The 24,761-nt window shown below is 58.1% G+C and carries 23 protein-coding genes; 16 read left to right on the top strand and 7 right to left on the bottom strand.

The window, feature by feature from the left end:
- Positions 1–83: 83 nt before the first annotated feature.
- Genes ACR0AY_RS12185 through mdoH form a run of 4 tightly spaced genes read left to right on the top strand, consistent with a single transcriptional unit; the run spans position 84 to position 6,069 of the window.
- Complete coding sequence (locus ACR0AY_RS12185; protein WP_170512182.1) at positions 84–1,454, top strand: tetratricopeptide repeat protein; 1,371 nt, start codon at positions 84–86, stop codon at positions 1,452–1,454.
- Between the two features lie 33 nt (positions 1,455–1,487).
- Positions 1,488–2,705 carry an OpgC domain-containing protein gene (locus ACR0AY_RS12180; RefSeq protein ID WP_170512184.1) on the top strand — a complete coding sequence of 406 codons (1,218 nt, stop codon included), beginning with the start codon at positions 1,488–1,490 and terminating at the stop codon, positions 2,703–2,705.
- Positions 2,702–4,201 (top strand): glucan biosynthesis protein G, encoded by a 1,500-nt coding sequence (locus tag ACR0AY_RS12175; protein ID WP_170512185.1) that lies wholly within the window; start codon positions 2,702–2,704, stop codon positions 4,199–4,201. The genes ACR0AY_RS12180 and ACR0AY_RS12175 overlap by 4 nt, the downstream gene beginning before the upstream one ends.
- Positions 4,198–6,069, top strand: coding sequence for a glucans biosynthesis glucosyltransferase MdoH (gene mdoH, locus ACR0AY_RS12170; RefSeq protein WP_170512187.1), 1,872 nt, complete (start codon positions 4,198–4,200; stop codon positions 6,067–6,069). Before ACR0AY_RS12175 ends, mdoH begins: the two co-directional genes overlap by 4 nt.
- On the opposite strand, the gene ACR0AY_RS12165 is transcribed toward mdoH, so the two are convergent.
- Both ACR0AY_RS12165 and ACR0AY_RS12160 read right to left on the bottom strand, forming a co-directional pair.
- Positions 6,070–6,885: a PHB depolymerase family esterase gene (locus ACR0AY_RS12165; protein ID WP_170391879.1), complete on the bottom strand. Its 816-nt coding sequence runs from the start codon at positions 6,883–6,885 to the stop codon at positions 6,070–6,072.
- Positions 6,882–7,355, bottom strand: coding sequence for a rhodanese-like domain-containing protein (locus tag ACR0AY_RS12160; RefSeq protein ID WP_170401273.1), 474 nt, complete (start codon positions 7,353–7,355; stop codon positions 6,882–6,884). The genes ACR0AY_RS12165 and ACR0AY_RS12160 overlap by 4 nt, the downstream gene beginning before the upstream one ends.
- A gap of 220 nt (positions 7,356–7,575) precedes the next feature.
- Between ACR0AY_RS12160 and ACR0AY_RS12155 the strand changes: the two genes are divergently transcribed.
- The 7 genes from ACR0AY_RS12155 to selD are packed head-to-tail and all read left to right on the top strand — an operon-like array spanning position 7,576 to position 15,662.
- Positions 7,576–10,446, top strand: coding sequence for a monovalent cation/H+ antiporter subunit A (locus ACR0AY_RS12155; protein ID WP_170401275.1), 2,871 nt, complete (start codon positions 7,576–7,578; stop codon positions 10,444–10,446).
- Positions 10,446–10,805, top strand: coding sequence for a Na+/H+ antiporter subunit C (locus ACR0AY_RS12150; RefSeq protein WP_170391885.1), 360 nt, complete (start codon positions 10,446–10,448; stop codon positions 10,803–10,805). Before ACR0AY_RS12155 ends, ACR0AY_RS12150 begins: the two co-directional genes overlap by 1 nt.
- Positions 10,802–12,340 (top strand): monovalent cation/H+ antiporter subunit D, encoded by a 1,539-nt coding sequence (locus ACR0AY_RS12145; RefSeq protein ID WP_170512189.1) that lies wholly within the window; start codon positions 10,802–10,804, stop codon positions 12,338–12,340. Before ACR0AY_RS12150 ends, ACR0AY_RS12145 begins: the two co-directional genes overlap by 4 nt.
- Positions 12,340–12,837 carry a Na+/H+ antiporter subunit E gene (locus tag ACR0AY_RS12140; RefSeq protein WP_170392908.1) on the top strand — a complete coding sequence of 166 codons (498 nt, stop codon included), beginning with the start codon at positions 12,340–12,342 and terminating at the stop codon, positions 12,835–12,837. Before ACR0AY_RS12145 ends, ACR0AY_RS12140 begins: the two co-directional genes overlap by 1 nt.
- A complete protein-coding gene (locus ACR0AY_RS12135) occupies positions 12,834–13,103 on the top strand; it encodes a K+/H+ antiporter subunit F (protein WP_170391889.1) in 270 nt (89 codons plus the stop codon). The genes ACR0AY_RS12140 and ACR0AY_RS12135 overlap by 4 nt, the downstream gene beginning before the upstream one ends.
- Before the next feature lie 7 nt (positions 13,104–13,110).
- Positions 13,111–13,497, top strand: a complete 387-nt coding sequence (locus ACR0AY_RS12130) for a Na+/H+ antiporter subunit G (protein WP_170401276.1) — start codon at positions 13,111–13,113, stop codon at positions 13,495–13,497.
- A 5-nt stretch (positions 13,498–13,502) separates the two neighbouring features.
- On the top strand, positions 13,503–15,662 hold the full coding sequence (selD, locus tag ACR0AY_RS12125; protein ID WP_170512190.1) for a selenide, water dikinase SelD: 2,160 nt from the start codon (positions 13,503–13,505) through the stop codon (positions 15,660–15,662).
- Here the strand turns inward: selD and mnmH are convergent.
- Positions 15,653–16,705 carry a tRNA 2-selenouridine(34) synthase MnmH gene (mnmH, locus tag ACR0AY_RS12120; protein ID WP_170512192.1) on the bottom strand — a complete coding sequence of 351 codons (1,053 nt, stop codon included), beginning with the start codon at positions 16,703–16,705 and terminating at the stop codon, positions 15,653–15,655. The two genes, selD and mnmH, sit on opposite strands and share 10 nt — an antisense overlap.
- Before the next feature lie 151 nt (positions 16,706–16,856).
- Here mnmH and ACR0AY_RS12115 point away from each other — a divergent pair, with 151 nt between their 5' ends.
- Complete coding sequence (locus ACR0AY_RS12115) at positions 16,857–18,509, top strand: tetratricopeptide repeat-containing sulfotransferase family protein (RefSeq protein ID WP_170512194.1); 1,653 nt, start codon at positions 16,857–16,859, stop codon at positions 18,507–18,509.
- 52 nt (positions 18,510–18,561) lie between these two features.
- Here the strand turns inward: ACR0AY_RS12115 and ACR0AY_RS12110 are convergent, their stop codons facing one another.
- On the bottom strand, positions 18,562–20,139 hold the full coding sequence (locus ACR0AY_RS12110; RefSeq protein WP_170464941.1) for a bifunctional metallophosphatase/5'-nucleotidase: 1,578 nt from the start codon (positions 20,137–20,139) through the stop codon (positions 18,562–18,564).
- Between the two features lie 108 nt (positions 20,140–20,247).
- Here ACR0AY_RS12110 and ACR0AY_RS12105 point away from each other — a divergent pair, with 108 nt between their 5' ends.
- Genes ACR0AY_RS12105 through arsC form a run of 4 tightly spaced genes read left to right on the top strand, consistent with a single transcriptional unit; the run spans position 20,248 to position 22,407 of the window.
- Entirely contained in the window at positions 20,248–20,586 is a 339-nt protein-coding gene (locus ACR0AY_RS12105; protein WP_170401286.1) for a DUF952 domain-containing protein, read from the top strand.
- Positions 20,583–21,014 carry a DUF1330 domain-containing protein gene (locus ACR0AY_RS12100; RefSeq protein ID WP_170420906.1) on the top strand — a complete coding sequence of 144 codons (432 nt, stop codon included), beginning with the start codon at positions 20,583–20,585 and terminating at the stop codon, positions 21,012–21,014. Before ACR0AY_RS12105 ends, ACR0AY_RS12100 begins: the two co-directional genes overlap by 4 nt.
- Positions 21,011–22,069: a quinone-dependent dihydroorotate dehydrogenase gene (locus ACR0AY_RS12095; RefSeq protein ID WP_170512196.1), complete on the top strand. Its 1,059-nt coding sequence runs from the start codon at positions 21,011–21,013 to the stop codon at positions 22,067–22,069. The genes ACR0AY_RS12100 and ACR0AY_RS12095 overlap by 4 nt, the downstream gene beginning before the upstream one ends.
- Positions 22,066–22,407 (top strand): arsenate reductase (glutaredoxin), encoded by a 342-nt coding sequence (arsC, locus tag ACR0AY_RS12090; RefSeq protein WP_170420902.1) that lies wholly within the window; start codon positions 22,066–22,068, stop codon positions 22,405–22,407. The genes ACR0AY_RS12095 and arsC overlap by 4 nt, the downstream gene beginning before the upstream one ends.
- Here the strand turns inward: arsC and ACR0AY_RS12085 are convergent.
- From ACR0AY_RS12085 to ACR0AY_RS12075, 3 genes are read right to left on the bottom strand one after another with little or no spacing between them, the layout of a single operon-like run.
- Entirely contained in the window at positions 22,404–23,720 is a 1,317-nt protein-coding gene (locus ACR0AY_RS12085; RefSeq protein WP_170512198.1) for an MATE family efflux transporter, read from the bottom strand. The genes arsC and ACR0AY_RS12085 overlap by 4 nt on opposite strands.
- A gap of 2 nt (positions 23,721–23,722) precedes the next feature.
- A complete protein-coding gene (locus ACR0AY_RS12080; protein WP_170401296.1) occupies positions 23,723–24,241 on the bottom strand; it encodes a PaaI family thioesterase in 519 nt (172 codons plus the stop codon).
- Between the two features lies 1 nt (position 24,242).
- Entirely contained in the window at positions 24,243–24,662 is a 420-nt protein-coding gene (locus ACR0AY_RS12075; RefSeq protein ID WP_010438901.1) for a PaaI family thioesterase, read from the bottom strand.
- Positions 24,663–24,761: the final 99 nt, after the last annotated feature.

Genomic DNA, 24,761 nt, shown 5'->3' with positions numbered 1-24,761 from the left:
GCAGGGTCGATACTGTTACGACCCGGCTGCACACTCTGTTACATCGAACAGTGTAGAACGTCGCAATCAGATTGGACCCGAGTATGAAACAAGACGTCTTTGGACAGATGAACACCCTGAACCAGCCCGCAAGCGTCGAGGCATGGGATGGTGTTCTCCTTGGGTTCATGGCGCATGCCGCTGTCACACCGCAACATCTGGGCAAGGTGCTGGAGCTTGAGCCGGACTTTGCGCTGGGCCATGCGGTCAAAGGGCTGTTCATGGTTCTGCTGGGCCGGCGTGAGATGATCGCGGTCGCTGCCGAAGCGCTGAGTGCCGCGAATGCAGCGATGGAGCGTCAGCCAGTTTCAGCCCGGGAAAGGCTATATGTCGAGGCGCTGGGTTTGTATATGGCCGACCTTCCATCACAGGCCGTTCAGAAATTTGAAGAGATTCTGCGAGCGCACCCAACGGATACTTTGGCCATGAAGCTCAGCCATGCGACGCGTTTCGTTCTGGGCGATGCGGCGGGGATGCGTCGGTCGATCGAACGGGTGATGCCAGCGTATGAACCCGACCATGCCGGACGTGGATACTTGCTGGGATGCCACTCGTTCGCGCTGGAGGAAACCGGCGCCTACGAGAAAGCCGAGATCGCCGGTCGTCAGGCCTTGTGGATGGTTTCGGACGACGCCTGGGGATTGCACGCTGTAGCGCACGTGCACGAGATGACGGGCAACGCGCAGCTGGGACTGGACTGGCTCGCGGGACGCGAGGACGCTTGGGCGCATTGCAACAATTTCCGCTATCATGTCTGGTGGCACAAGGCGCTGATGCATCTGGATTTGGGGCAAGTCGATCAAGTTATGGCGCTTTACGATCATCACATCCGCCAGGACAAAACCGACGACTATCGCGATATCTCGAATGCAACCTCGCTGCTGTCCCGGCTAGAGCTTGAGGGCGTTGATGTTGGCAACCGCTGGGAAGAACTAGCCGATCTCAGCGCAGCACGAACCGAAGACGGATGCTTGATCTTCGCCGATCTTCACTACTTGCTGGCATTGACCGGGGACAATCGTTCGGAGGCTACAGCAAATATGCTGCAGCGTATTCAAAATGACGCCCAGCGCAATCAGGGCGACACGCCGATCCGCATGTCCGACCCGGGCATTGCCGCCGCCAAGGGGCTTGAGGCCTTTGGAGAAGGCCTTTACGGCCAAGCCTTTGATTTTCTTTCAAATGCCCGGGGTGGGATGCAACTGGCGGGTGGCAGCCACGCCCAACGTGATGTATTCGAGCGCATCACCATTGATTCCGGCCTGCGCGCTGGCCGCCTGGATGCTGTCGAGCGCATCCTGGACGACCGCCGCGCCAAACGTGCCGGGGGAGAGGACAATTACGCCCTCGCCCGCCGAGAATTGATCGAGGCCGCACGCGACAGCGGCGACGCACAAAGCGTCCCCGCCGAATAACAACAATAAAAGACCAAGAAGGACAGAAACCGTATGGCGACCGCATCGCCCGCTTCTGATTTTGCTCCGGTGGCGTCTCAGGTCGCCGCCCCCGCCGCTACGCGCGATCCGCGGTTGGATTTCTATCGCGGCATCGCGATGTTCATCATCCTGATTGCCCATATTCCGAACGATCCGTGGGCCAAATGGATACCTGCCCGCTTTGGCTTTTCGGACGCAACCGAGATCTTCGTATTCTGTTCAGGCATGGCTTCGGCAATTGCTTTTGGGGGGGCGTTCATGCGCAAAGGCTGGTGGATGGGCACCGCACGCGTGAGCTTTCGCATCTGGCAGGTCTACTGGGCGCATATCTGCCTGTTCTTCTTTGTCGCGATGACAATGGCGGCCCTGAACCAGAGTGGGCTGTTCGAGAAAAACTATATCTCCTCTCTCAATCTACAGCATTTCTTCAACGATCCGGCGTCACAGATCGTCGGACTGTTCACCCTGACCTATGTGCCGAACTACTTCGATATTCTACCGATGTATCTGGTGGTACTGGCGATGATGCCCCTGTTTATGGGGCTATATCGGATCGGATTCTGGGCGGTCGCCATGGCCTCGGTCACGATCTGGCTCGTTGCACAATTCGACTACCTTGACCTGCCGGCCGAGCCCTGGTCAGAGCGCCAGTGGTTCTTCAACCCATTCGGGTGGCAATTGCTGTTCTTCACCGGCTTTGCGTTCATGCGAGGTTGGATTCCAGCGCCGCCGGTGTCGAAAACTCTGATCTGGGCGGCAGCATTGTTTTTGATCTTCTCGATGCCGTTCGGCTCGTGGAAGGTATTCACTTGGATCAATGCAGCAGCCCCTGATCTGGCTGAAGAGATTCGCAAGGTCTGGCCAGTGACCAAAGAATTTCGCGATAAGACCGACTTTGGTCTATTCCGGTATCTGCATTTCCTGTCACTTGCCTATTTGGGTTGGGTTATCGCTGGTGAGCACGGCCACCGCCTGATCGCGACCGGTCAGGGGGCAGCTGCAAAAGTCTGGCAGTTCCTGCTGACCATCATCACCAAAGTGGGTCAGCAATCGCTCGCGGTGTTCGTATTTTCTATGGCAGCAGCACGACTTATCGGCGTCGGACTGGACCTGAGTGGGCGGGATGTTGCCAGTGTGTTCATCGCCAACATGATTGGCTTTGCCATGATCATCGGCGTGGCTTATCTGGCCGCCTGGTTCAAGTCACAACCTTGGAAATCAAAGAAATGAACTTTACACGTCGCGCTTTTCTCGCCTCATCAACCGCTCTGGCCTTCGCCCCAGCGGCATATGCCACAGGAGGAGAGACCCCGTTCAGCCGAGACGACGTCATCGCAATGGCCCGCGACCTGGCCAGCCGCGATTATGCAGAGCGTGAGATGGTTCCGCAGGAGTGGCAGGACCTGACGTATCAGCAATACCGTTCAATCCGGTTCCGGCTGGATCGCGCGCTGTGGTACGAGACCGAGACGCCCTTCAACGTCGATTTTTTCACGCCGGGCCTGTATTTTCCACGCACAGTGAAAGTATCGACCGTCGAGGACGGTATGACCAAGCCGGTCGCCTTTGATCTAGCCATGTTCGATAAGTCTGAAGACGTACCTGAGCTGCCCATTGACGACACGCTGGGCTTTTCAGGTCTACGCCTGCGTACTGAGATGCACCGTCCTGGCGAGACAGACGAGTTCTGCGTTTGGCAAGGGGCCAGCTATTTCCGCGCCATCGGTTTGCACGAAGTCTATGGCCTATCGGCCAGAGGGCTCGCCTTGAAGACCGGCGATCCAGATGGCGAGGAATTCCCCGAATTCATTCGTTTCTGGTTGGAGCGTCCAGAACCGGATCAACGTAACATGGTCGTTCATGCGCTCATGGACAGCCCAAGCGTTACAGGGGCCTATCGCTTCCACGTTACCGCCGGTTCAGATTGCGTGATGGATATTGAAGCCACCCTGTTCCCACGTACCGAACTGCCCCATGTCGGCATCGCGCCCGGCACATCTATGTTCCTGTTCGATCAGACCAATCACAGCCGTTTCGATGATTTTCGCCCCGCAGTGCACGACAGTGACGGGTTGATGATCCGCAACGGCGCAGGAGAGGTTCTGTGGCGCCCGCTTGCGAACCCGACGCGCCTGCAGATCTCGTCTTTTGTCGACACAAACCCCCGCGGCTTTGGTCTGATGCAACGCAAGCGCAAGTTCTCGGACTATGCGGATCTTGAAGCCAATTATCACAAACGCCCAAGCTTGTGGGTCGAACCCAGAGAAGACTGGGGTAAAGGCACCGTCATGCTTGTCGAAATCCCGGCGGATCAGGAGATTTATGACAACATCGTCGCCTATTGGCGCCCGATGGAACCCTACGCCGCAGGCAGCCAGATTGATCTGTCCTATCGCCTGATCTGGGGCGAGGAACCTCAGCACACCCCTATGGCCCGCGTGATCAACACCGCGATGGGCGACAACACATTCGGCGAGGGCCGTTTAGCTGTGATTGACTTCGAAGCCAGTGAGCTGCTTGACGATCCCGAGGCCATCACGGTGTTTGTCGACTCGCCCCATGCCGAAACTTCAGAAGGCGTTCTGCAGCGTAACCCAGACACGGGCGGGTTGCGGCTGGCGTTCTCATTCGAACCAGGCGAACGCAACCACGTGGAACTGCGCGCGCAGTTGCTGAAAGACAAACAACCAGCCTCTGAAGTCTGGCTTTACCGTTGGACCATATGAACCGCGATCTTCATATCATGCCGCCCGAGGCCCCTCTGGCGATGCCAGCGCAGAACTTTGCGCAGGGATTCCGCGATGCGCAGGTACCTGCCGGAGGTCGAATTCCTTCCGTCGGGTTCTGGCGCGCGCTGGTCTTCTCACCTGCCATGGCGGCGGCTTTGGGTCTGCTCTGGGTCATGTTCGACTGGTTCAGCGCCGAAGGGATTAATCTGGTCGAAGGTATCCTGCTGACGCTAATCTCGTTCAATTTCTTCTGGATTTCCTTCACGGTCTGCACCGTGCTGCTGGGCATGGTCTCGCTGTCCCGGCAAGAGCAGCCAAAGCGTGAAGGACGCTCGCAACCGTTGCGCGTGGCGCTGTTGACGCCTGTCTATAACGAAGTGCCGTGGAACGTGCTGGGGAACGCCCGTACGATGCTGGAAGACCTGCAGAAACGCGGTGGTCAGCACCACTATGCCATGTTCATTTTATCCGACACGCGCGACCCCGAGATCGCCGCGCAGGAACAGGCCAGCGTTGAGGCGTTGCGGACCACGCTGGCACCGGGGCTTGAACTCTATTACCGCCGCCGCCCCCAGAATACGGATCGCAAGGTCGGTAATATTGCCGATTGGGTCAGCCGCTGGGGCGCGGACTGGGATGCGATGTTGGTGCTGGATGCCGACAGCCTGATGACGGGTCGCGCGATCTCGCGCCTGACCGATGCTTTGGCCCGCGATCCCGGCGCAGGCCTGATCCAAAGCTATCCGCAGCTGATTGGCGCGCAATCGGTCTTTGCCCGGATGCAGCAGTTTGCCAACTGCGTCTATGGTATCGCCTTTGCCGAAGGCCTCGCGCGCTGGTGCGGGCAAGAAGGCAATTATTGGGGCCACAACGCCATCATTCGCACCTGTGCATTTGCTTCTAGCGCAGGTCTGCCCAAGTTGCGGTCGCTCAACGGACAAGACAAGCTGATCATGAGCCACGATTTCGTCGAGGCCGGATTGCTGCGCCGCGCAGGATGGGCCGTGCGCTTTCTGCCGCGCATACGCGGATCATATGAAGAAACGCCCCCCACCCTCATTGACCACGCAATGCGCGATCGCCGCTGGTGTCAGGGCAACCTGCAGCACCTGAAACTGCTGGGTTCGACCGGCTTCCGCGCAGTCTCACGGTTCCATATGTTCCACGGAGCGGTCGGATATCTGATGTCGCCGCTATGGTTCGCACTTTTGGTGATGTGGGCCTTGATCGGTCAGGGCAAGGACGCCTCGGTCCTGCATTACTTCAGCCCGGACAATCCGCTGTTCCCGCAATGGCCAGAAATGTCCGAAACACGGCATGTGCTGATCATTCTGGTGATGTATGCGATGCTATTGGCGCCCAAGGTTTTGGGCGTCGCTGCCCTGCCCCTCAGCGGTGTGCGCTATTCCGATTTCGGCGGAGCGCGAAAATTCTTCACTTCATTTCTGTCCGAAGTCATCCTGTCGATCCTCTATGCCCCTATACTTATGGTGCAGCAGATGATTGCAGTGTTCCGCACCGCGTTGGGCATTCAAAAGGGCTGGTCCCCGCAAGCGCGCGATGGTGGCAGCTACGGGCTGCGCACGCTGATCCTGTGCCACAGCCTTGAGACTATCATCGGCGTCGCGCTTAGCGTTGGCATCCTCGCCGGTCTGGTCTCGGTCTGGCTGGCCCCGATTGCGATCAGCCTGGCACTGGCGATCCCATTGTCTGCGCTCAGCGGCGTATCGGCAGGCACCGCGCGCCGTATGGTTGGTATGCGCGAAGATGTCAGTGAGCCTGCAATTACACGCTCGGCCCGGCGCTATCGCGATGAGTTGAAGCGATTGATCGAAGGCAAAGGCGTGATCACACCGGCGGAATGATCACCCGCCGGGCAAGCCTTCGTACCAGTCTACCATCATATCAGCCCAGCCGTTTGGCACCGTATGGCCGCCCGGGAACAGAGCAAATTCCAAGGCGCTACCTTCGGCACATCCCATCCAGTTGCGACGCATAAACTGGCCCGTGGTAGAAAACCCGCTGGGCTTGGTATCGGCACACTCATTGGCGACCCGCCAGATTTCCAATCCGGCAAAGATATCGCCCTGGTGGAAACGGCCTCCGCCCAAAAGGCGGCCCTCCAGCGGCACCACATTGTCCGTCCAACCATGGGTGTGGAACATGCGCACCGGACCATCACAGCTTTCGGGATGTGGCCGCCAGAACCCGCCTGAAACCGGGACATAAGCAGAAAATGAATCCGGCGCAGCGCAGGCGAGGTAATAAACCATGAACGCGCCAGCCGAGAAGCCGCCCAGCACCACGCGATCCGGGTCGATATCAAACCGGTCGGCAGCGTCCTGCACTACTTCACGAAGAAACGCGGGTTCATCCCGACCTTCCCAACCGGGAAAGAAGTTCCAGCTTTTTCGGCCGTTTCTCTCGGACCCTTCCGGTGCCATCACCGCGTAGCCGCGCGCCAGCAGTGGCTCGACCATGGATCGGTTCTTGAGCGTACCGGTGGCGCTGCCACCATAGCCGTGCAGGAACACAACCAGCGGAGGGTTCTCCGCTTTCGGCAGTTCGATGTGATATCCGCCTGATGCGGTTTCGCACATCCCCTCGGTATCGCCACAAGCCGCAAGGCCGGGTTGCCCGGCAAAAACAAAGCACGCGGCCAACCAGTGTCTGACACTCATCCCGTTTCCTCTTCATAATCGTTGACAGGCAACCCAGCCCGCACCCAACCGGGCCCGGCCGCCGAACCCAGCATGCCCTCGGGCACGTCGATGATATTGGTAAATCCAGCCTCGGTCAGTCGATTGCTTAATCGGGCCGAGCGCACCCCGCGTGCACAGATCAGTGCGACAGGTGCAGATCGGTCCCCCCCGAGCAGGTGGTCCAAGGCCTGCACGAAATCCTCACGGCGCATGTCGAGCGGATGGGCTGCTTCGGCGACCCCGGTCGCCCGCCATTCGCGTGGGGTTCGGATATCGATAAGATGGATCGCGCCGTCGAGAGCCTGTTGATGGGCTGTGGCCGCCGCAATCTGACCACCAGCATAGGCCTGCGGGATCAGCCGGTATTCGCGGATTGCGAAACCCGCTGCAATGGCGGCCCCTCCGCCCAATAGGACCCATCTGCGGGTTCGGCGTTTCCCTTCTGCCATGCGGCACTCTCCTGCATTGTCAGATCGGTATTATCATATGGCAATTCGCGACGCTTTCAGGAAATCCAACCCTCAGATCAAGTTCGCGTCATAGTTACACAGGTGGATCACGTCCAATATGTGCGCTTTAGGACCTTTCGGAACCTTGCAATTTCCGGACAGTCAATAAATTATCCCTAGTAATTCAGTCATATTGACCGCACAGACCGGAGTATCGCACTTGTCCCTATTCCTTATCGCGGCCCTTCCCTTCCTCGGAGCTGTCTTTCCGGCCCTCCTGATCCGGGCAGGACGAAACGCAGCAGCATCAGCGGCTGGGTTGACCACCTTCCTCGCGTTGATGGGATTGCTGATCCACATTCCCAGCGTCATGCGCGGTGATGTTGTGACCGCGCGGTTCGACTGGATACCCGGGCTTGGACTAAACGCGAACTTCATGCTGGACGGCCTGGGTTTTTTGTTCGCCCTGCTGATCCTGGGCATCGGTCTTCTGATCATCCTCTACGCACGATTCTACTTGTCGCGCGAGGATCCGATGGGGCAGTTCTATACCTATCTGCTGCTGTTTCAGGGCGCGATGGTGGGAATTGTTCTGTCCGACAATATCCTGCTTCTGCTAATATTCTGGGAACTTACGTCGCTCAGTTCATTCTTGCTGATTGGTTATTGGAAGCACCTGCCCGAGGGTCGTCAAGGCGCGCGTATGGCTTTGGCCGTGACCGGTTCGGGCGGGCTGGCGATGATCGCAGGGATGCTTATCCTCGGCAATATCGTGGGATCTTATGACCTGAGTGTCATTCTGCAGAACAAAGAGCTGATCCAGTCCTCGCCGTACTACCTTCCTGCGCTGATCCTGATCTTGCTTGGCTGTTTCACCAAATCGGCGCAATTCCCGTTCCATTTCTGGCTGCCGCACGCGATGGCGGCTCCGACGCCAGTGTCGGCCTATCTGCACTCGGCCACAATGGTGAAGGCAGGCCTGTTCCTGATGGCCCGGATGTGGCCGGTTCTGGCGGGTACGGATGCGTGGTTCTACATCGTCGCCACTACCGGTTTGATCACCATGCTGCTGGGTGCCGTGATTGCGCTGTTCAAGGATGACCTAAAGGCGCTGTTGGCGTTTTCGACGGTGTCCCATCTGGGTCTCGTGACGATGCTACTGGGCTTTGGCACGACGATCGCCGCTGTTGCAGCCGTCTTCCACATCATCAACCACGCGACGTTCAAGGCGGCCTTGTTCATGACCGCCGGGATCGTGGACCACGAGACCGGCACACGCGATGTCAAACGGCTGGGTGGTTTGCGGCATCTGATGCCGATCACGTTTACTATCGGCACCATCGCTGCCCTGTCGATGGCCGGTCTGCCACCGCTGAATGGCTTCCTCTCGAAAGAGATGATGCTGGAAGAGACGGTCCACACGACTTGGCTGAACTCGCCTTACTTGGTACCCGGATTGGCGCTTCTGGCTGCGCTATTTTCAGCGGCCTACTCCTTTCGCTTTGTCAGCCATGTCTTCCTTGGGCCCGAGCGGGACGATTACCCCGCGCATCCACATGACCCGCCTGTCGGTCTTTGGTTGGCGCCGGCGTTCCTTGTGGTGCTGGTCGTCCTGATCGGTCTTTATTCCGCAGCCATTGTTGGCCCGCTTGTCGCGGTTGTCTCCAGCGCGGTGATCGGGGGCGAGAAGCTGCCTTATTACTCGCTGAAACTGTGGCACGGCTTTACACCTGCGCTTTACATGTCGGTGGTCGCGACGCTGGGAGGCCTGTTCCTGCTGTCGTTGCACAAACGCGGCGACCAGATATGGAACGCCCTGCCCCGGCCCGAGGCAAAGGTGATCTTCGAGGCAATCATCGACGCGCTGACCCGTCTCAGCCGCTGGATTACGGACGAGCTGCATAATGGTGTGCTCAGCCGGTATGCGATCATCTTCGTGGCTTTTGTCGTTGGGCTTGGCTACTACGCCTACACCACCGGCACCATTGGCGTTGAAACACGCGTACCGCTTGAGGCTCAGGTCATCCCGATCATCGGCTGGATCTGTCTGGTGGGTGCGACGCTGGCGATCATGTGGTTCCACCGCAACCGTCTGCTGTCACTGGTGTTGATCGGGGTGGTTGGCCTGATCGTTTCGATGGCATTCAACTACCTTTCTGCCCCCGATCTGGCGCTGACACAGATTTCGGTCGAAGTGGTGACGATGATCCTGCTGTTGTTGTCGCTGAACTTTCTGCCGACCGACACACCCTGGGACAGCAGCGCGGCACGGCGTTGGCGTGATGCGGCAATTTCGGTGGTTGCCGGGATCGGCTCAGGCGCTTTGATCTATGCGCTGATGATGCGGGATTTTGCTTTCCCAACGATCTCGGAATTCCATCTGGCCAATTCGTACAAAGGTGGCGGTGGCACCAACGTCGTGAACGTGATCCTCGTCGACTTCCGGGGTTTTGATACCTTTGGCGAGATCATCGTGCTGGGCATCGCAGCCCTGATCATCTACGCCCTGACCGAAGCAGTGCTGAGCACCAATGTGCGCAGTTACCTGCTAAACCGTAAACCACATTGGCCGCAGTCGGGTGACTCTCACCCATTGATGATGGTGGTCGTCACCCGCGTGATGATGCCCATCGCATTAATGGTCGGGGCCTATATCTTCTTCCGAGGCCACAACCAGCCCGGCGGCGGCTTCATCGCAGGCCTCATCGTCGCGATCGCCTTCCTGATGCAGTACATGGCCAGCGGCTATACCTGGGCGATTGAACGGCAGAGATTCTATTATCACGGCACCATCGGTTGGGGCGTTCTGATCGCCGCTGCCACTGGTCTGGGTGCATGGTTCAATGAACGCCCGTTCCTGACCAGCGATTTCGGTTATATCCACTGGCCCCCGCTGGAAGAATTCGAATGGGCCACCGCGATTCTGTTCGATACCGGCGTCTTCCTTGCGGTACTGGGCGCTGTGATGCTGGCGCTCGACAGCCTGTCGCGCTTCGCGTGGCAGCCGGGAATGGCACAAGAATTCCCGATGGATATCAACCCGCTGCGGGATAGCCCTCAGGATGAAGATAACGAGAAGGAACAGGCCTGATGGAAGCGCTCGTAGCCTCTGCAGTCGGCGTGATGACCGCCGCCGGGATATTTCTGATCCTGCGCCGTCGTACATTCCCAGTCATTCTGGGCCTGTCCCTGATCACCTATGCGGTGAACGTGTTCCTATTCGCCACCGGGCGGCTGGCGCTGAACGCACCTGCCGTTCTGAACAAATATGAAGATGTCCCCTATACCGACCCGCTACCGCAGGCGCTGGTGTTGACGGCCATCGTGATCTCATTCGGGATGACGGCGGTGATCGTGATGATTTCGCTGTCCGCCTATCTGTCCTCGAAGGATGACCATATCGATATGAGCGCAAGCGATAGCGTGGACGCACCGGGAGAAGACGCATGAACCATTGGATCGTCGCGCCGATCGTCCTGCCCGCGATCCTGGCCCCGTTTATCATTATGGTGTTGCGATATCATTTGGACCTTCAACGCATCTTCTCGGTCGCCGGCGTCGTGGGATTGCTGGGTATCGCCTTGACCATTACCGCCCAGGCATCGGGTGGCGAGGTTCAGGTCTATGAGCTCGGCAACTGGCCTGCACCGTTCGGCATCGTAATGGTGTTGGACAAACTTTCGGCCATGATGGTGTTGTTGACGGCCCTGCTGGCCCTGCCGGTTGTCCTTTATGCCATCGGCTCTGGCTGGGATGAGAGAGGCAAACACTTCCATGCTCTACTCCATTTTCAGCTAATGGGTGTCTGCGGTGCTTTTCTGACCGGCGACGCCTTCAACCTCTTTGTGTTTTTCGAGGTCCTGCTGATTGCCTCTTACGGCCTCATGACGCATGCAGGTGGCGCAGTGCGGTTGAAGGCCGGTGTTCAGTACGTCGCCTATAACCTGCTCGGCTCGACCTTGTTCCTGTTTGCCTTGGGCACGATCTATGCTGTGACCGGCACGCTCAACATGGCTGATCTGGCCGTTCGCGTGGCCGATATCCCACCCGAAGACACCGCCTTGCTGCGGGTTGGAGCAGTCTTGCTATTACTGGTTTTCTGTATCAAGGCTGCAGTGTTGCCACTGCATTTCTGGCTTCCTGCAAGCTACGCAAATGCACCGCTGCCCGTTGCGGCGCTGTTCGCGATCATGACCAAAGTCGGTGCTTATTCGATCCTGCGGGTCTATACGCTGGTCTTTGGGCCCGATGTAGCCGCAACCGAAGGGCTAGTCGGTAGTTGGCTACAACCTGCAGCACTGCTGACATTGGCAGTTGGCGCTATTGGCATTCTGGGCTCGCAACATATCGCGCGAATGGTGGCCTTTTGCGCCATCGCATCGATGGGCACATTGCTGATTGCGATCTCGTTGTTTAGCGAGGCCGCGACGGCGGCAGCGCTCTACTATATCTTCCATTCGACTCTGGCGACGGCCCTGCTGTTCCTTGTCGCGGACATGGTAATGGAGCGCCGTGGCGGAGCCATAGCCCCTTCGAGGCCGATGCCGCAATCCGGTCTGATCTCAGCCCTGTTCTTTGTCGGCGCCATCGCGATGGCTGGCATGCCGCCACTATCGGGCTTTGTGGGCAAGCTGCTGGTACTGGACGCCTCACGTGGCGCGCCCGATGCAAATGCGGTCTGGGCCGTGATCTTGATCGGGTCGTTCGTCACAATCGTGGGTCTGGCCCGCGCGGGAACGCTGATCTTCTGGAAAAGTCACGACGCCCAACATAATGTGACGCCTGAGCCAACCGAAGAAGCCGGCCTACCTACCGCGCCCGAGCCCTATCCGGGCCTCGCCTTTACTTCGGTGTTCGGGGCGGTTCTGGGACTTGTGCTGCTGACGCTATTTGCAGGTCCGGCGCTGCAATATGCCAGCAACACGGCCGTGCAACTGTTCGCGCCGGATGACTACATTTCGGCCGTGCTGGGAGGGGAAGAATGATGAAGCTTCTGCACCGTATATTTCCGCATCCCCATCTGACCGCGCTACTTACACTGGTGTGGGTGTTTCTGGCAAACACCGGGTCTTTGAACTCGGTGGTCTTTGGCCTGCTATTGGGAATCATCATTCCGTTTATCACTCAGCCCTATTGGCCGGATCGCCCGAAACTGCGCAATTGGCCGATGGTGGCGGAATACATGTTAGTAGTCTTATGGGATATCGTGATGGCCAATATCGCGGTGGCCCGGATCATCCTGTTCAAGCGCGATGCAGACCGCCAGCCAAGCTTTGTCAGCGTCCCGCTGGAACTGCGCACGCCCGAGGCCATCACAGTTCTGGCCGGAACCATCACCATGACCCCCGGCACCGTCAGTTGCGATTTGTCCGCACAAGGGCACTACCTGCTGGTTCATTGTCTGGATGCACCGAACCCCGAAGAGGTGCGCGACCAGATCAAACAACGCTATGAGCGCCGCCTGAAGGAGATTTTCGAATGATCACCTATGCGATCTACTTTGCTTTTGCCTGCTTCGGCGCTGCGATCATGATGTGCTTGTGGCGTATCATTACTGCCGACGGTGTCGGTACCCGTGTTCTGGCCCTAGATACAATGGTGATCAACACCATCGCTCTGCTTATCCTTTACGGCTTGAGTATCGAGACCGAAATCTTCTTTGAATCCGCCATGATAATCGCCATGCTCGGCTTTGTCTCAACCGTGGCTTATGCGCGCTTTATGCTGCGTGGCAATATCATCGAATGAGCGTGGCATGACCTTTATCTTCGAACTGCTCATCGCATTCTTCCTGATCGTATCGGGCATTTTCGGCTTTGTCGGATCATTCGGCATGATCAAGCTGAAAGACCCCATGTCCCGCCTGCACGCACCCACCAAGGCAACTACGCTGGGCGTGGGCGGCGTACTGCTGGCCTCGATCGCGCATTCGGTTTTGCTTGAGGGCAAACTGTCGATGCACGAGTTGTTGATCACGCTCTTTCTGTTCCTGACGGCTCCGATCACGGCCCTTTTCATTGCCAAATGGCACATTCATCGCCATGAAAAGCCCAGCGATCTGCCAGACGCAGGCGAGGATGAGCTTTGGGCCACCCACGCGGTCGAACAGGTCGAGGACGTCCCGGACCACAGTACGAACTGAGACCCATGCACACACCTCTGCTGCCCCTAACCCGCGATCTGGTTCTGATAGGCGGAGGACACACGCACGCGCTGCTACTGCGGAAATGGGGCATGAAACCGCTGTCCGGCGCGCGGGTTACGTTGATAAACCCCGGTCCCACCGCACCCTATTCGGGCATGTTGCCAGGATTTGTCGCTGGTCACTATCAGCAGTGGGAGCTTGATATTGATTTGGTGCGTCTGGCCCGCTTTGCCGGTGCGCGGGTGATACTGGGCGCTGTTGAAGGCATCGCCCCGGACACACGCCAACTCCATGTGCCCGGACGCCCGCCGGTGGCGTTTGATGTGGCCTCGGTCAATGTCGGGATCACCTCGGATATGCCAGCATTGCCGGGATTCGCCGAGCATGCCGTTCCGGCCAAGCCGCTCGGCCTCTTCGCCGCGCAGTGGCAAAGCTATCTTTCAGGGACGGGCCGCGCCTCGGTCGCCGTGATCGGTGGTGGCGTTGCGGGAGTAGAGCTAGTCATGGCGATGGCCCATGCACTGCGTTCCAAAGGACGTGAAGCGCAGGTTACGTTGATCGACAGTGCAACAGCCCTGACAGCGACTGTCCCGAAGGCATCCGCCACCATCCGGCGGGCGATGGCGCACCTGGGGATCGAAGTTCTGGAAAACACATCAATCCAGAAGATTTCTGCGGGCGAAATCGAGCTAACGGATGGTCGCCAGATACCAGCCGATTTCATCACCGGTGCTGCAGGCGCGCGGCCCTATGAGTGGATATCCAATACCGGCCTCGCGCTGCATGACGGTTTCATCAAGGTTAACGCGTCCCTGCAATCCAGTGATCCGGCGATTTTCGCCGCCGGGGATTGTGCCCATCTGTCCGAGAACCCGCGCCCCAAGGCAGGGGTCTACGCAGTGCGCGAGGCACCAATACTGTATGACAATTTGCGCGCCGCGCTAGGGTCTGGGAAAATGCGGCGCTACATGCCGCAGAAGGATTACCTGAAACTCATCTCTCTGGGTGGAAAATCCGCACTGGCCGAGCGCTTGGGAACATCATTCAGCGGGCCGCTCATGTGGCAATGGAAAAACCATATCGATCAGAAGTTCATGAACCGGTTCCGTGAACTGCCCCAAATGCCCACCACCGCATTGCCGCGTCATCACGCAGCAGGGCTGCAAGAGGCGTTGGGAGAAAAACCAATGTGCGGCGGGTGTGGTGCAAAGGTGGGTCGAGGCGCTTTGCATGCCGCACTGCAGGAGTTGCCGCAGCTCGACAGGCCCGACATTACACCCCTGCCCGGTGACGATGCGGCGGTGCTGCTAACCGGTGGCACGCGACAGGTTATGACATCGGATCACTTACGCAGCTTCACCAACGATCCCGCCCTGATGACGCGCATCGCCGCTGTCCACGCGCTTGGTGATATCTGGGCAATGGGCGCTCGTCCGCAGGCTGCGACAGCAACGATCATCCTGCTGCGCATGTCAGCTGAGTTGCAGCAGCGCACATTGGCTGAGATCATGCATATTGCCAGCGACGTCATGCACCAAGCCGGGGCTGAGATCGTCGGCGGCCATAGCTCAATGGGTGACGAAATGACCATCGGGTTCACTCTGACCGGGCTCTGTGATGCTGAACCGATCACGCTGGGTGGCGCAAAACCTAATGACGCTTTGATCCTGACAAAGCCGTTGGGCAGCGGTGTTTTGATGGCGGCCGAAATGGCGGGCAAGGCGGAAGGCGCTTGGGTCGCGGCGGCTTTCGCGCAAATGATACAGCCGCAGGGTGAGGCGTCCCGCATCCTGAAAAATGCCCATGCGATGACGGATGTCACCGGTTTTGGTCTGGCGGGTCACCTGCAAGGGGTATGCGAAGCATCTGGCTGCGGGGCAACCCTGTCTTTGGACGCGATTCCAGCTCTGGAAGGTGCGGCAGAGCTCAGTGATCAGGGCATTCGATCTACAATCTACACCGACAACCGTGCCATCGCCCCAGGCCTTCCGACCGGCGGCAAGGCGGATTTATTATTCGATCCTCAGACTGCGGGAGGTCTCTTGGCGGCCGTCGATGCCAACGAAGCCGAGCAAGTATGCTCGGAACTACGCGCCGCCGGTTACCCTGCCGCCCTGATTGGTCACATCGACGCTACATCGGGCCTGCGTGTTCAAAGCTGATCCAGAACATTCTTAATCCGAGCCACCGTCGCCGACAGCCCGGTATCATCAAGTGACGGTGCCTCAATCTGCGCGATCACTTCGGCACGCTGCGCCTTACGCGATTTGGCATAGGCCGGGTCGTAATGCTGTTCCATCAATGCCTGTGTCAGTCCACGCTTGTCGCCGGCATTGATCAATTCCAGCCAACCATCCACAACCTCATGACCGCGATGAATGCGCAGCGGAGACAATCGATCACGTAGCCGTTCGCTATCCGACAGAATGTCATCGTAGGCAGACACCAGATACGCGGTGCGCGCAGCAATCGGTGCTGTGATCTGGATGCGAGGTGCAGAACACAAGGTCGACCACAGGCTGGGCGGGAGCATCAGGTTTCCGATCTTGGATGATTCTGCTTCAACAACCACCGGACGCGCTGCATCCAGCTCGCCCAAGGAAGCGGCAAGCGCGGATTCAAAGGCTTTCTGACTGGGTTGCCCACCCGGCATTTCGCCCAACAATGAGCCTCGGTGATTGGCCAGCCCTTCAAGGTCCAGCACTTGCGCGCCTTGCGCCTTTAGATGGCCCAACAGGTCTGTCTTGGCCGTCCCGGTATAACCATCCAGCGCGACCAATCGATATGGCAACACTTCATCATAGAGGAACTGCTTTACCAGTCGGCGATAGCTGCGATAGCCGCCTTCAACCACCTCGGCGCGCCAGCCGATTTGTTGCAACATCCAGGTAAATGATCCTGATCGCTGCCCGCCACGCCAGCAATAGACCAGCGGCTTCCAGTCGCCCTCATGATGGCTCAGGTGATCCTCGATATGGCCTGCCGCGTTGCGAAACACCAGCGCAGCACCCAGCTTGCGGGCCAGAAACGGGCTTTGCTGGACGTAGATGGTACCGACCCGTGCCCGTTCTTCATTGTTCAGAACCGGCAGATTGATAGCGCCCGGCATATGGTCTTCGGCGAACTCAGCCGGGCTACGCACGTCGATAATCGTATCAAACGTGTGGTTGTAGAATTGCTGCAGGCTGGAGACTTTCAAAACCATATCAACGGTCTATCCCGCATGGTGCCGGAAGAAAACCCAAGCCGCCGTTGAAGGTACCAGACCATAATACGGAACAGCCATTGCAAACCATCTTCGCTTGGGTAATGAACCATCGATACTGGTTTCTTAATGGCATGGGACGTGCGCACAAATGGCACAGCAGACCGCAAATTCCCTCAAGAGCAAAGCATTGGCCGATCTGGAGACAGGGAAGTTGCCGCAGGCCTTGAAAAAAGCACAGCTTGGCATCAAGAAACACCCCAAGGATGCCGATTACCAAGCAATCGCAGGCTTTGTCCTGACCGAGATGAAGCGGTACAAGCAATCCATTCCACACTTCGCTGAAGCATCGCGAATGAAACCGGACGATGCTCAATTTGTCGAAAACCTCGCCAACGCGTTAATGCAGACAGGTCAAATTCCGCGTGCGCTATCCTATGCCGAGCAGAAACTTGAACGCTTCCCGAATAACAAAGAACTGGTCCGCGTCATTGATGAAATTCAGCTCAAGGGACAGAATTGGCGCCTGATCATCGACCATACGACGAACAAACTGGAAAAAGACCCTGACAATGCAGATTTGCTTTGGTTGCGGGCCCGCGCCTACGGAGAGGTCGGATTCTCCGATCACAGCTCTCACGACATTGCCCGCGCTTATGGGATCGCACCTGAAAATGAAAAAATCGCATTGTCAAAAGCCGTAGACTTGTATCAATCGGGCGACAAAGAGGGCTCAAAAACCATTTTGCGCGCTGTACTTGAGAGAAACAAGTTTTGCGCGGCGGCGCTCTACCAAATGTCTCTAATGGTGGACAATGACCATGCCGAGAGCCTTGCGCGTGCTGTCGACACCGCAATTTCAGAAAGTGATCACGCCAACTCGGTGCTTGAATTCGCAAAGGCGCACTTGATCTCCAAACGTGATGGGCTGTTCTCGGCGCTCCCCCACTTTGCGCGGGCCAATGCCATTCAACACAACGTGAATCCCTATGACAGTACGCAAGAAGAGAAACGGTTCAAAGAAATCAGCACGTTTTTTCCCCTGAATGTACCCCCTGCGACTGCAGGCGTAAGCGATGGGCCCAAGCCGATATTCGTGGTCGGACAGCCACGATCAGGCACAACACTGATGGAAATGATGCTTAGTTCGGCACCGGATATCGCCGGCTGCGGAGAGCTGACGATTGCAGGTGAATTATCCCAGAAGGTCAGAGAGAGCGGCAAACCATTTGACGCAGACGCAGCTGCTGAATGTGCAGCAGAGTTTCGCAGGCTGATGCCACCCTTACCCGAAAGTTCGACTGCATTCGTTGACAAGATGCCACATAACTATCAGCGGCTCGGCTTCATAATGTCAGCGTTCCCGAATGCCCGCGTGATCAACATGTTGCGCGATCCAAGGGATGTGGGGCTATCAAAATGGATCAGGCGTTTTCACTCACCGGGTATGCGCTATGCATCCAATCTTGAATCGATTGCCCACTCAGCCAACCTGTACCGGTGCTATCTTTCTCATTGGGAAAAGCTGTTCGGTGATCGTATTCTAACGGTTCGATATGAGGACCTGGTAGTCGACCCCAAAACCTGTATCCAGCAAGTCGCCGCCTTCTGCGGTATCGACTGGGATGAGCGAATGATGACCCCTGAGAAAAATACCAGGAAAGTCCGCACCGCCAGCACCGATCAGGTGCGCAAGAAAATCTCAACCGGGTCAATTGGTGGCTGGCAAGAGGTTGCGGATCAAATTCAGCCGATGTTGGATGGGCTGAATCAGGCGTTGTGGCCCGAATACAGGTTCGATTGACCAAAAAAAGGCCGCCCCGAGAGACGGCCTTTTTTTTGCTTCTCCGGTCACATCACTTCTGTTTGATACGCCCGTCCAGATAAGGCTGATACGGGGCGTTCTCGGCCAGATATTCCGCCGTAACATCCGCCAGATCAGGCCCGAAATCATAGGCGTTCTTGTCATCACCCGAGAACACAGAATAACCATCGCCGCCATTGCGGACATAGTTGTTTGTCACCACCAGATATGTCGCCGCGGGATCGATAGCTTCGAAACCGCCATCCTTGGCGACCATGACCTCAACAATCCGGCCCTCATTCGGGGCAACCGATGGATCCCAGGTAAATGTCATTCCTGCCACCTGAGGGAAGCGGCCTTTGACCTCTTCAACTTGGCTCACCCCATTTTCAAGCGCATCGATCACGCCCTGACCGCTGATCTCGAAGGTCGAGAGCGTGTTCTGGAACGGCAGTACTGTCAGCACCTCACCCATGGTCACCTCACCCGGATCGATCGAGGCGCGCAGCCCACCCGAGTTCGCAATCGCAATCTGGGCGCCCTGATCGGCAACCCGCGCCAACATGGCATCCGCAACAAGATTGCCCATTTCACATTCCTGCACGCGACAAACGGAACGGTCGCCTTCAATCGAAGCTGACGCTTCCGCGACAACCTTGTTGCGAATTTCATCCAGCGGAACGGCCAGCTCGGCGATGCGGTCCAGCGCGGCCTGATCCTCGGTCACCGCATTGTCCATGATCAGCGGTTCACCCTCAGCGGATACAACATTTCCGTCATCATCGAATGTCACATTCAATTCACCCAGAAACTTGCCATAGGCATAGGCCTGAACGATCTGCACCCCGTTTACGACGGTCGGGTACGGCCCGGCGGCCTTGTCGGATGTGTTCGAAAGATATGTGTTCGAATGCCCACCCACGATCACGTCAACGCCCGTGGTCTCCTGCGCCACGCGCTGATCGACGCCATAGCCTGAGTGGCTGAGAACGATGATCTTGTTCACACCTTCGCCGGTCAGCTTGTCGACCTCAGCCTGAACGGCAGGAACTGGATCAGAGAAGGTGATGTTTGGACCGGGTGACGCGATATCGTGCGTGTCTTCCGGTGTCAGTCCGATCAGACCGATCTTTTCGCCGCCCACTTCGATCACAGCCGATTTCTTGATCTTGTCGGTCAGCAGTTCCTCATCCGCATAATCGGCGTTGGACATCAGCACCGGGAAATCGACCGAGTCGATGAAGCCGCGCAGCACCTCAGGGCCATCGTCGAATTCATGGTTGCCCACAGTCATGGCGTCATAGCCCAGCTTGTTCATGAACTCAGCCGCAACCTTACCCTTGTAGTAGGTATAGAACAGCGAGCCCTGGAACTGGTCGCCCCCATCAACGAGGATCGAGTTATCGGCCCGTCCGCGGGCCTCTTCGACTGCCGTCACAAGGCGCGCCGATCCACCAAAGCACTTGCCTTCGGCATTGTCTTCGTCGCCACAGGCGCTGTCGTACTTGTTGATCGGCTCAAAGCGCGAGTGGAAATCGTTTGTATGCAGAATCGTAAGCTTGTATTCGGCAGCCGCCATACCGGCGCTTAGCCCCAATACCGCAGCCGAAGCCAGAAAACGGGTGAACATCGTGAAACTCCCTATGATTGTTTTGCGCGATGGTGCGCGTTGCGTGGCGAAGAGTCAAAGGGGGAAATCCGGCTTGATTCTACCCGTCGTGCGGGGCATCAGGACTTCATGCTGATTTACAAGATCTTCCGCGCCGATGAATGGGCAAACCTGCAAGCACAAGGGGCTTCGGATGGTGCACCGATTGATGTTTCGGATGGATATGTTCATTTCTCAACCGCAGAACAGGCCGCTGAAACCGCTGCCAAGCACTTTGCCGGGATCGAGGGCCTGACCCTCTTGGCCTGTGATAGCCAAGCAATGGGCGATGATCTGAAATGGGAGGTTTCGCGTGGTGGCGCATTGTTCCCCCATCTCTACCGCCAGATTAAAATGTCGGATGTGGTCTGGTCACGCGATCTGCCCTTTGACGGTCAGGCGCACCAGTTCCCGCAGGAGATGGAATGACCCGCTTCATCGATCCCGAACGCGAACAGTTCGAGGCGTTTAAGGCCCTCGATCGAGACCATCCTATCGAGATGCTCAATCTGGTGAAGTTTCGCGAAACAGCTCAGTATCCGTCCGATCACGCACTGGCCGGCGCACATCTGACCGGCGCACAGGCCTATGGCAAATACGGGTCTGAAACCGCGCCTATCGTCGCCCGCATAGGAGCGTCGATCCTTTGGCGCGGCGCATTTCAGACTATGCTGATCGGTCCACAAAATGAGGCTTGGGATGCTGTGTTCATCGCCCGCTACCCCACCGCCCACGCATTTCTTGAGATGGTGACCGACCCTGCCTATCGCGCCGCGGTGATACACCGGCAGGCCGCCGTTGAAACCTCGCGCCTGATACGTTGCGCGCCGACAGAGGGTGGAGATTCCTTCGGATGAAACTGACCGAAAAACTTGGGCTCGCTGCGCTGCACCGTCTTGACCCGGAAACCGCGCATAGGCTTTCGATCAAGGCCCTGACCTCGGGGCTTGCACCGACGCCTGGGCCGGTCACATCGGACCGGCTGAAGACCCGAGTCGCGGGTCTGGATTTGCCCAACCCCGTCGGACTGGCCGCAGGGTTTGACAAAAATGGTGAAGCACTGTTGCCGCTTTCGCGTGCCGGGTTCGGGTTTATCGAAGTCGGGGCGGTGACACCCCGTCCGCAGCCCGGCAATCCTAAGCCGCGCTTGTTCCGCCTGACCGAAGATCGCGCCGCCATCAACCGCTTTGGCTTCAACAACGAGGGAATGGAGGTCATGGCCGCGCGTCTGGCGCAGCGTCCAAAGGACGCGATGATCGGTTTAAACCTGGGGGCCAACAAAGACAGTGATGATCGGCCCGGAGACTTCGCAAAAGTGCTTGCCCATTGCGCTGCGCATTTGGACTTTGCCACCGTCAACGTGTCCTCGCCCAATACCGAGAAGCTGCGAGATTTGCAGGGCAAAGCGGCGCTGAGCGCGTTGCTGAGCGGTGTGATCGAAACCCGAAACGCCCTGTCCCGCCCAATCCCGATCTTCCTGAAGATCGCCCCGGATCTAACTGAGCACGAATTGCAGGATATCGCCGCTGTCGCCCGTGAAACCGGCGTGGACGCGGTGATCGCCACCAACACCACGTTGTCGCGCGATGGCCTGCGCAGTGCGCACAAGGATCAGGCCGGAGGCCTGTCCGGCGCGCCGTTATTCGAGAAATCGACGCGGGTGCTGGCGCAGCTCAGCCAGTTGACGGGCGCAGATATCCCGCTGATCGGGGTCGGCGGCATCAGCACGGCAGAACAGGCCTATGCCAAGATCTGCGCCGGAGCGTCCGCAGTGCAGTTCTACACGGCGATGGTCTATGGCGGGATTTCCCTGGCCGCTGACATCGCACAGGGTTTGGACACGCTGCTGGAGCGCGACGGCTTCGATTCGGTCGCGCAAGCGGTGGGCAGTAAACGAGAGGAATGGCTATGATCGAATATTGGCACAATCCGCGCTGTTCCAAATCCCGTGCGGGGTTGGCGTTGCTGCAGGAAAACGGCGCAGATCCTGAGGTGCGCAAATACCTCGAAGACGCGCCCTCGGCCGATGAAATCCGGACGGTTCTGGCCAAGCTGAATATCCCGGCGATCAGCATGATGCGCACCGGAGAGAAAACGTTCAAAGAGCTTGGTCTGGCCAAGACCTCGCCCGATGAGGAGCTTGTTCAGGCCATGGCCGAACACCCGATCCTGATCGAACGTCCGCTGGCCATCGCGGGCGACAAAGCCGCTATCGGACGCCCGCCCGAGAACCTGCTGGACTTGCTTTAGGCGATCTGTGCCTCAAGTCGCGGATAGCGCCAACCAAGCGTAAGGCCCCGTGCGATGTTCAACGCCATCAGCGCGGCCCAAAGACCATGATTGCCCATCGTCGGCACCAGCACGAACAACGCAACCACGTACAGCGCGACCGACTGGATCATCGCATTACGCATATCGCGGGTCCAGGTGGCCCCGATATAGATGCCGTCGAACATCCAGCTTGCCACTCCGATGACCGGTGCCAGAGCGGCCCAGATCAGATATTCGCGTGCCGTCGCCCGAACATCAGGCGATGTCGACATCAGATCGATCAGCGCGGGCCCTGCCAGATAAAACACCAGCCCAAGCCCGATGGCCCCGCCAACGCCCCATTGCGAAGCCATGACCGACGCGCGCCGGACCTTCCGGCGGTCGCGAGCACCGACGGCTCCTCCGACAAGAGCTTCAGCCGAGAAAGCAAATCCGTCCAAAGCGAACGCGGTGATTTCGAGAAACTGCAACAGCACCTGATTGGCCGCCAAATTCACGTCGCCCAGATCGGAACCGACAAACAAAAACGTGGTGAAAGCCCCGGTCAATAGAACCGAGCGCACCATGATATCGCCATTCACCTGCATCATCCGGCGCAGCCGTGCGGCATCAAAAATACGCGGCCAATCCCGCCATTGCTTGCCGCCAAACGCATCACCACAAAGCCACAAACCCAGGGCAAGACCCGTCCACTCGGCAATCAGTGTCGCGATGGCAACGCCCTCGACACCCCAGCCCAGGCCAAGCACAAACCATAGATCCAGCGCTATATTCAGCCCATTCATCCATATCTGCAGGATGAATACACCTCGCGTGCGTTCGACTGCGATCAGCCAGCCTGTCACCGCATAAAGGGCAATCGTGGCTGGAGCGCCCCAGATGCGAATCTCCAGATAGGCGCGCGTCAGAGACTCGACTTCGGCGCTGGCGGGCGACAGTGCAAAAGCTCCAAGGAATACCCAAACCTGCGCGGCAATGAAGACCAATCCTGCTGTTCCGCCCAGCAGCAAGCCTCGCATGAGCAACGCTCCGGTTTCTGCAGTGTCACCTGCACCGCGCGCCTGTGCCGCCAGCCCGGTGGTGCCCATCCGCAGAAAGCCGAATATCCAGTAGATCGCCGACAGGATCACCGCACCCATACCCACAGCCCCGATGGGGGCGGCCTGCCCCATCTGACCGACAACGCCGGTATCCACTGCCCCGAGGATCGGTACGGTCGCGTTCGACAGCACGATCGGCAACGCGATTTTCAGGACGCGCCTATGGGTAATGGGCGCTGAGGCGTCCTCCATCTTTAGTCTTTCGATGTCGGAGATTGCGGCATCAGGAAGTGCCCCGTACCTTGCGCAAAGAGTTTGGCGTGATTGTCTTGCCAGGCTTCGACCCGGACAGAGGCATAACGTCGACCCGAGCGGTTGATGAAAGCGCGCGCATAGGCGTCTCGCGGCAGGCCCGACCGCAGGTAGTCGACCGTGAAGTCGATGGTTTTGGGAAAGCGGATATTCACGTCAGTCAAGATGTCTTCCGCACCGATCTCACCGCTTTCAATCCTGGGAAACATATGTTCCCAACTCAGCGTGATTACGGCAGTGACTTCCAGAAACGCCGCTGTCACCCCACCGTGGATAGCGGGCAGAAAAGGATTACCGATCAACTTCTCATCGAAATTCAGAACGCCTGTCAGTTCGTCCCCCCGCCGGTCGAATGTTATATTGAGGAACTGTACATACGGCACACCTTCGACCAGCGCGGTCAGAGCGGCATCACGGCGTTGCTTGACCACCTGCATGGGTTCGGGGCGAGGTCTTGCCATTTCAGCGACCCTCCACGGTGAAGGCACCTGAAGCGGTGGCAACGGGACGGTCGCTGTCATCATCCGTCGCCGTCGCCCTCACAAAAGCCACGTTGCGCGTGATGTGATAGCAGGTCGCGCGGGTCCGGATACTTTGACCCGGCGTTGCGGCCCGCATGTAATCAATACGCAGATCGATGGTGGCGGTTCCTCCCGGGGCTGAGGGGTGGCTCATCACTGCGGCACCGCAACAGGTATCCAGCATGGCCGACACAGCCCCGCCATGGATCACGCCAGTCCGAGGATCGCCGATCAGTTGCTCGTTATAGGGCATCGAGATTTCAGCCTCGCCCTCTCCGATGTGGGTCAGATCAAGCCCCAAGGCCTTGGCGTGCGGAATCGCCTCGATGAACTGGCGCGCTAAAACTGTCTTATCGACCATGGGGTTGGGTCCTGTCCTTGTACCTGCCCCTTTATGGGCCTGCGTTTACACCAAGGGCAAGCCCACCTGTTGCGCTTGCCGCAACGACGCCCTAGGTTG

The organism is Ruegeria sp. A5 (assembly GCF_056543005.1).
The sequence above is the reverse complement of the archived record's forward strand: the minus strand, read 5'-3'. Positions and strand labels throughout refer to the sequence as shown.

Coding starts and splice junctions, on each gene's coding strand:
- ACR0AY_RS12160 (WP_170401273.1), bottom strand. CDS start 7,355: ATGGCAGAAGGGAAACGCCGAACCCGCAGATGGGTCCTATTGGGCGGA.
- ACR0AY_RS12165 (WP_170391879.1), bottom strand. CDS start 6,885: ATGAGTGTCAGACACTGGTTGGCCGCGTGCTTTGTTTTTGCCGGGCAA.
- arsC (WP_170420902.1), top strand. CDS start 22,066: ATGATCGAATATTGGCACAATCCGCGCTGTTCCAAATCCCGTGCGGGG.
- ACR0AY_RS12115 (WP_170512194.1), top strand. CDS start 16,857: ATGGCACAGCAGACCGCAAATTCCCTCAAGAGCAAAGCATTGGCCGAT.
- ACR0AY_RS12085 (WP_170512198.1), bottom strand. CDS start 23,720: ATGGAGGACGCCTCAGCGCCCATTACCCATAGGCGCGTCCTGAAAATC.
- ACR0AY_RS12095 (WP_170512196.1), top strand. CDS start 21,011: ATGAAACTGACCGAAAAACTTGGGCTCGCTGCGCTGCACCGTCTTGAC.
- ACR0AY_RS12150 (WP_170391885.1), top strand. CDS start 10,446: ATGGAAGCGCTCGTAGCCTCTGCAGTCGGCGTGATGACCGCCGCCGGG.
- ACR0AY_RS12135 (WP_170391889.1), top strand. CDS start 12,834: ATGATCACCTATGCGATCTACTTTGCTTTTGCCTGCTTCGGCGCTGCG.
- mnmH (WP_170512192.1), bottom strand. CDS start 16,705: ATGGTTTTGAAAGTCTCCAGCCTGCAGCAATTCTACAACCACACGTTT.
- ACR0AY_RS12130 (WP_170401276.1), top strand. CDS start 13,111: ATGACCTTTATCTTCGAACTGCTCATCGCATTCTTCCTGATCGTATCG.
- ACR0AY_RS12110 (WP_170464941.1), bottom strand. CDS start 20,139: ATGTTCACCCGTTTTCTGGCTTCGGCTGCGGTATTGGGGCTAAGCGCC.
- ACR0AY_RS12175 (WP_170512185.1), top strand. CDS start 2,702: ATGAACTTTACACGTCGCGCTTTTCTCGCCTCATCAACCGCTCTGGCC.
- ACR0AY_RS12075 (WP_010438901.1), bottom strand. CDS start 24,662: ATGGTCGATAAGACAGTTTTAGCGCGCCAGTTCATCGAGGCGATTCCG.
- ACR0AY_RS12180 (WP_170512184.1), top strand. CDS start 1,488: ATGGCGACCGCATCGCCCGCTTCTGATTTTGCTCCGGTGGCGTCTCAG.
- ACR0AY_RS12140 (WP_170392908.1), top strand. CDS start 12,340: ATGAAGCTTCTGCACCGTATATTTCCGCATCCCCATCTGACCGCGCTA.
- selD (WP_170512190.1), top strand. CDS start 13,503: ATGCACACACCTCTGCTGCCCCTAACCCGCGATCTGGTTCTGATAGGC.
- ACR0AY_RS12145 (WP_170512189.1), top strand. CDS start 10,802: ATGAACCATTGGATCGTCGCGCCGATCGTCCTGCCCGCGATCCTGGCC.
- ACR0AY_RS12105 (WP_170401286.1), top strand. CDS start 20,248: ATGCTGATTTACAAGATCTTCCGCGCCGATGAATGGGCAAACCTGCAA.
- ACR0AY_RS12080 (WP_170401296.1), bottom strand. CDS start 24,241: ATGGCAAGACCTCGCCCCGAACCCATGCAGGTGGTCAAGCAACGCCGT.
- ACR0AY_RS12185 (WP_170512182.1), top strand. CDS start 84: ATGAAACAAGACGTCTTTGGACAGATGAACACCCTGAACCAGCCCGCA.
- ACR0AY_RS12100 (WP_170420906.1), top strand. CDS start 20,583: ATGACCCGCTTCATCGATCCCGAACGCGAACAGTTCGAGGCGTTTAAG.
- mdoH (WP_170512187.1), top strand. CDS start 4,198: ATGAACCGCGATCTTCATATCATGCCGCCCGAGGCCCCTCTGGCGATG.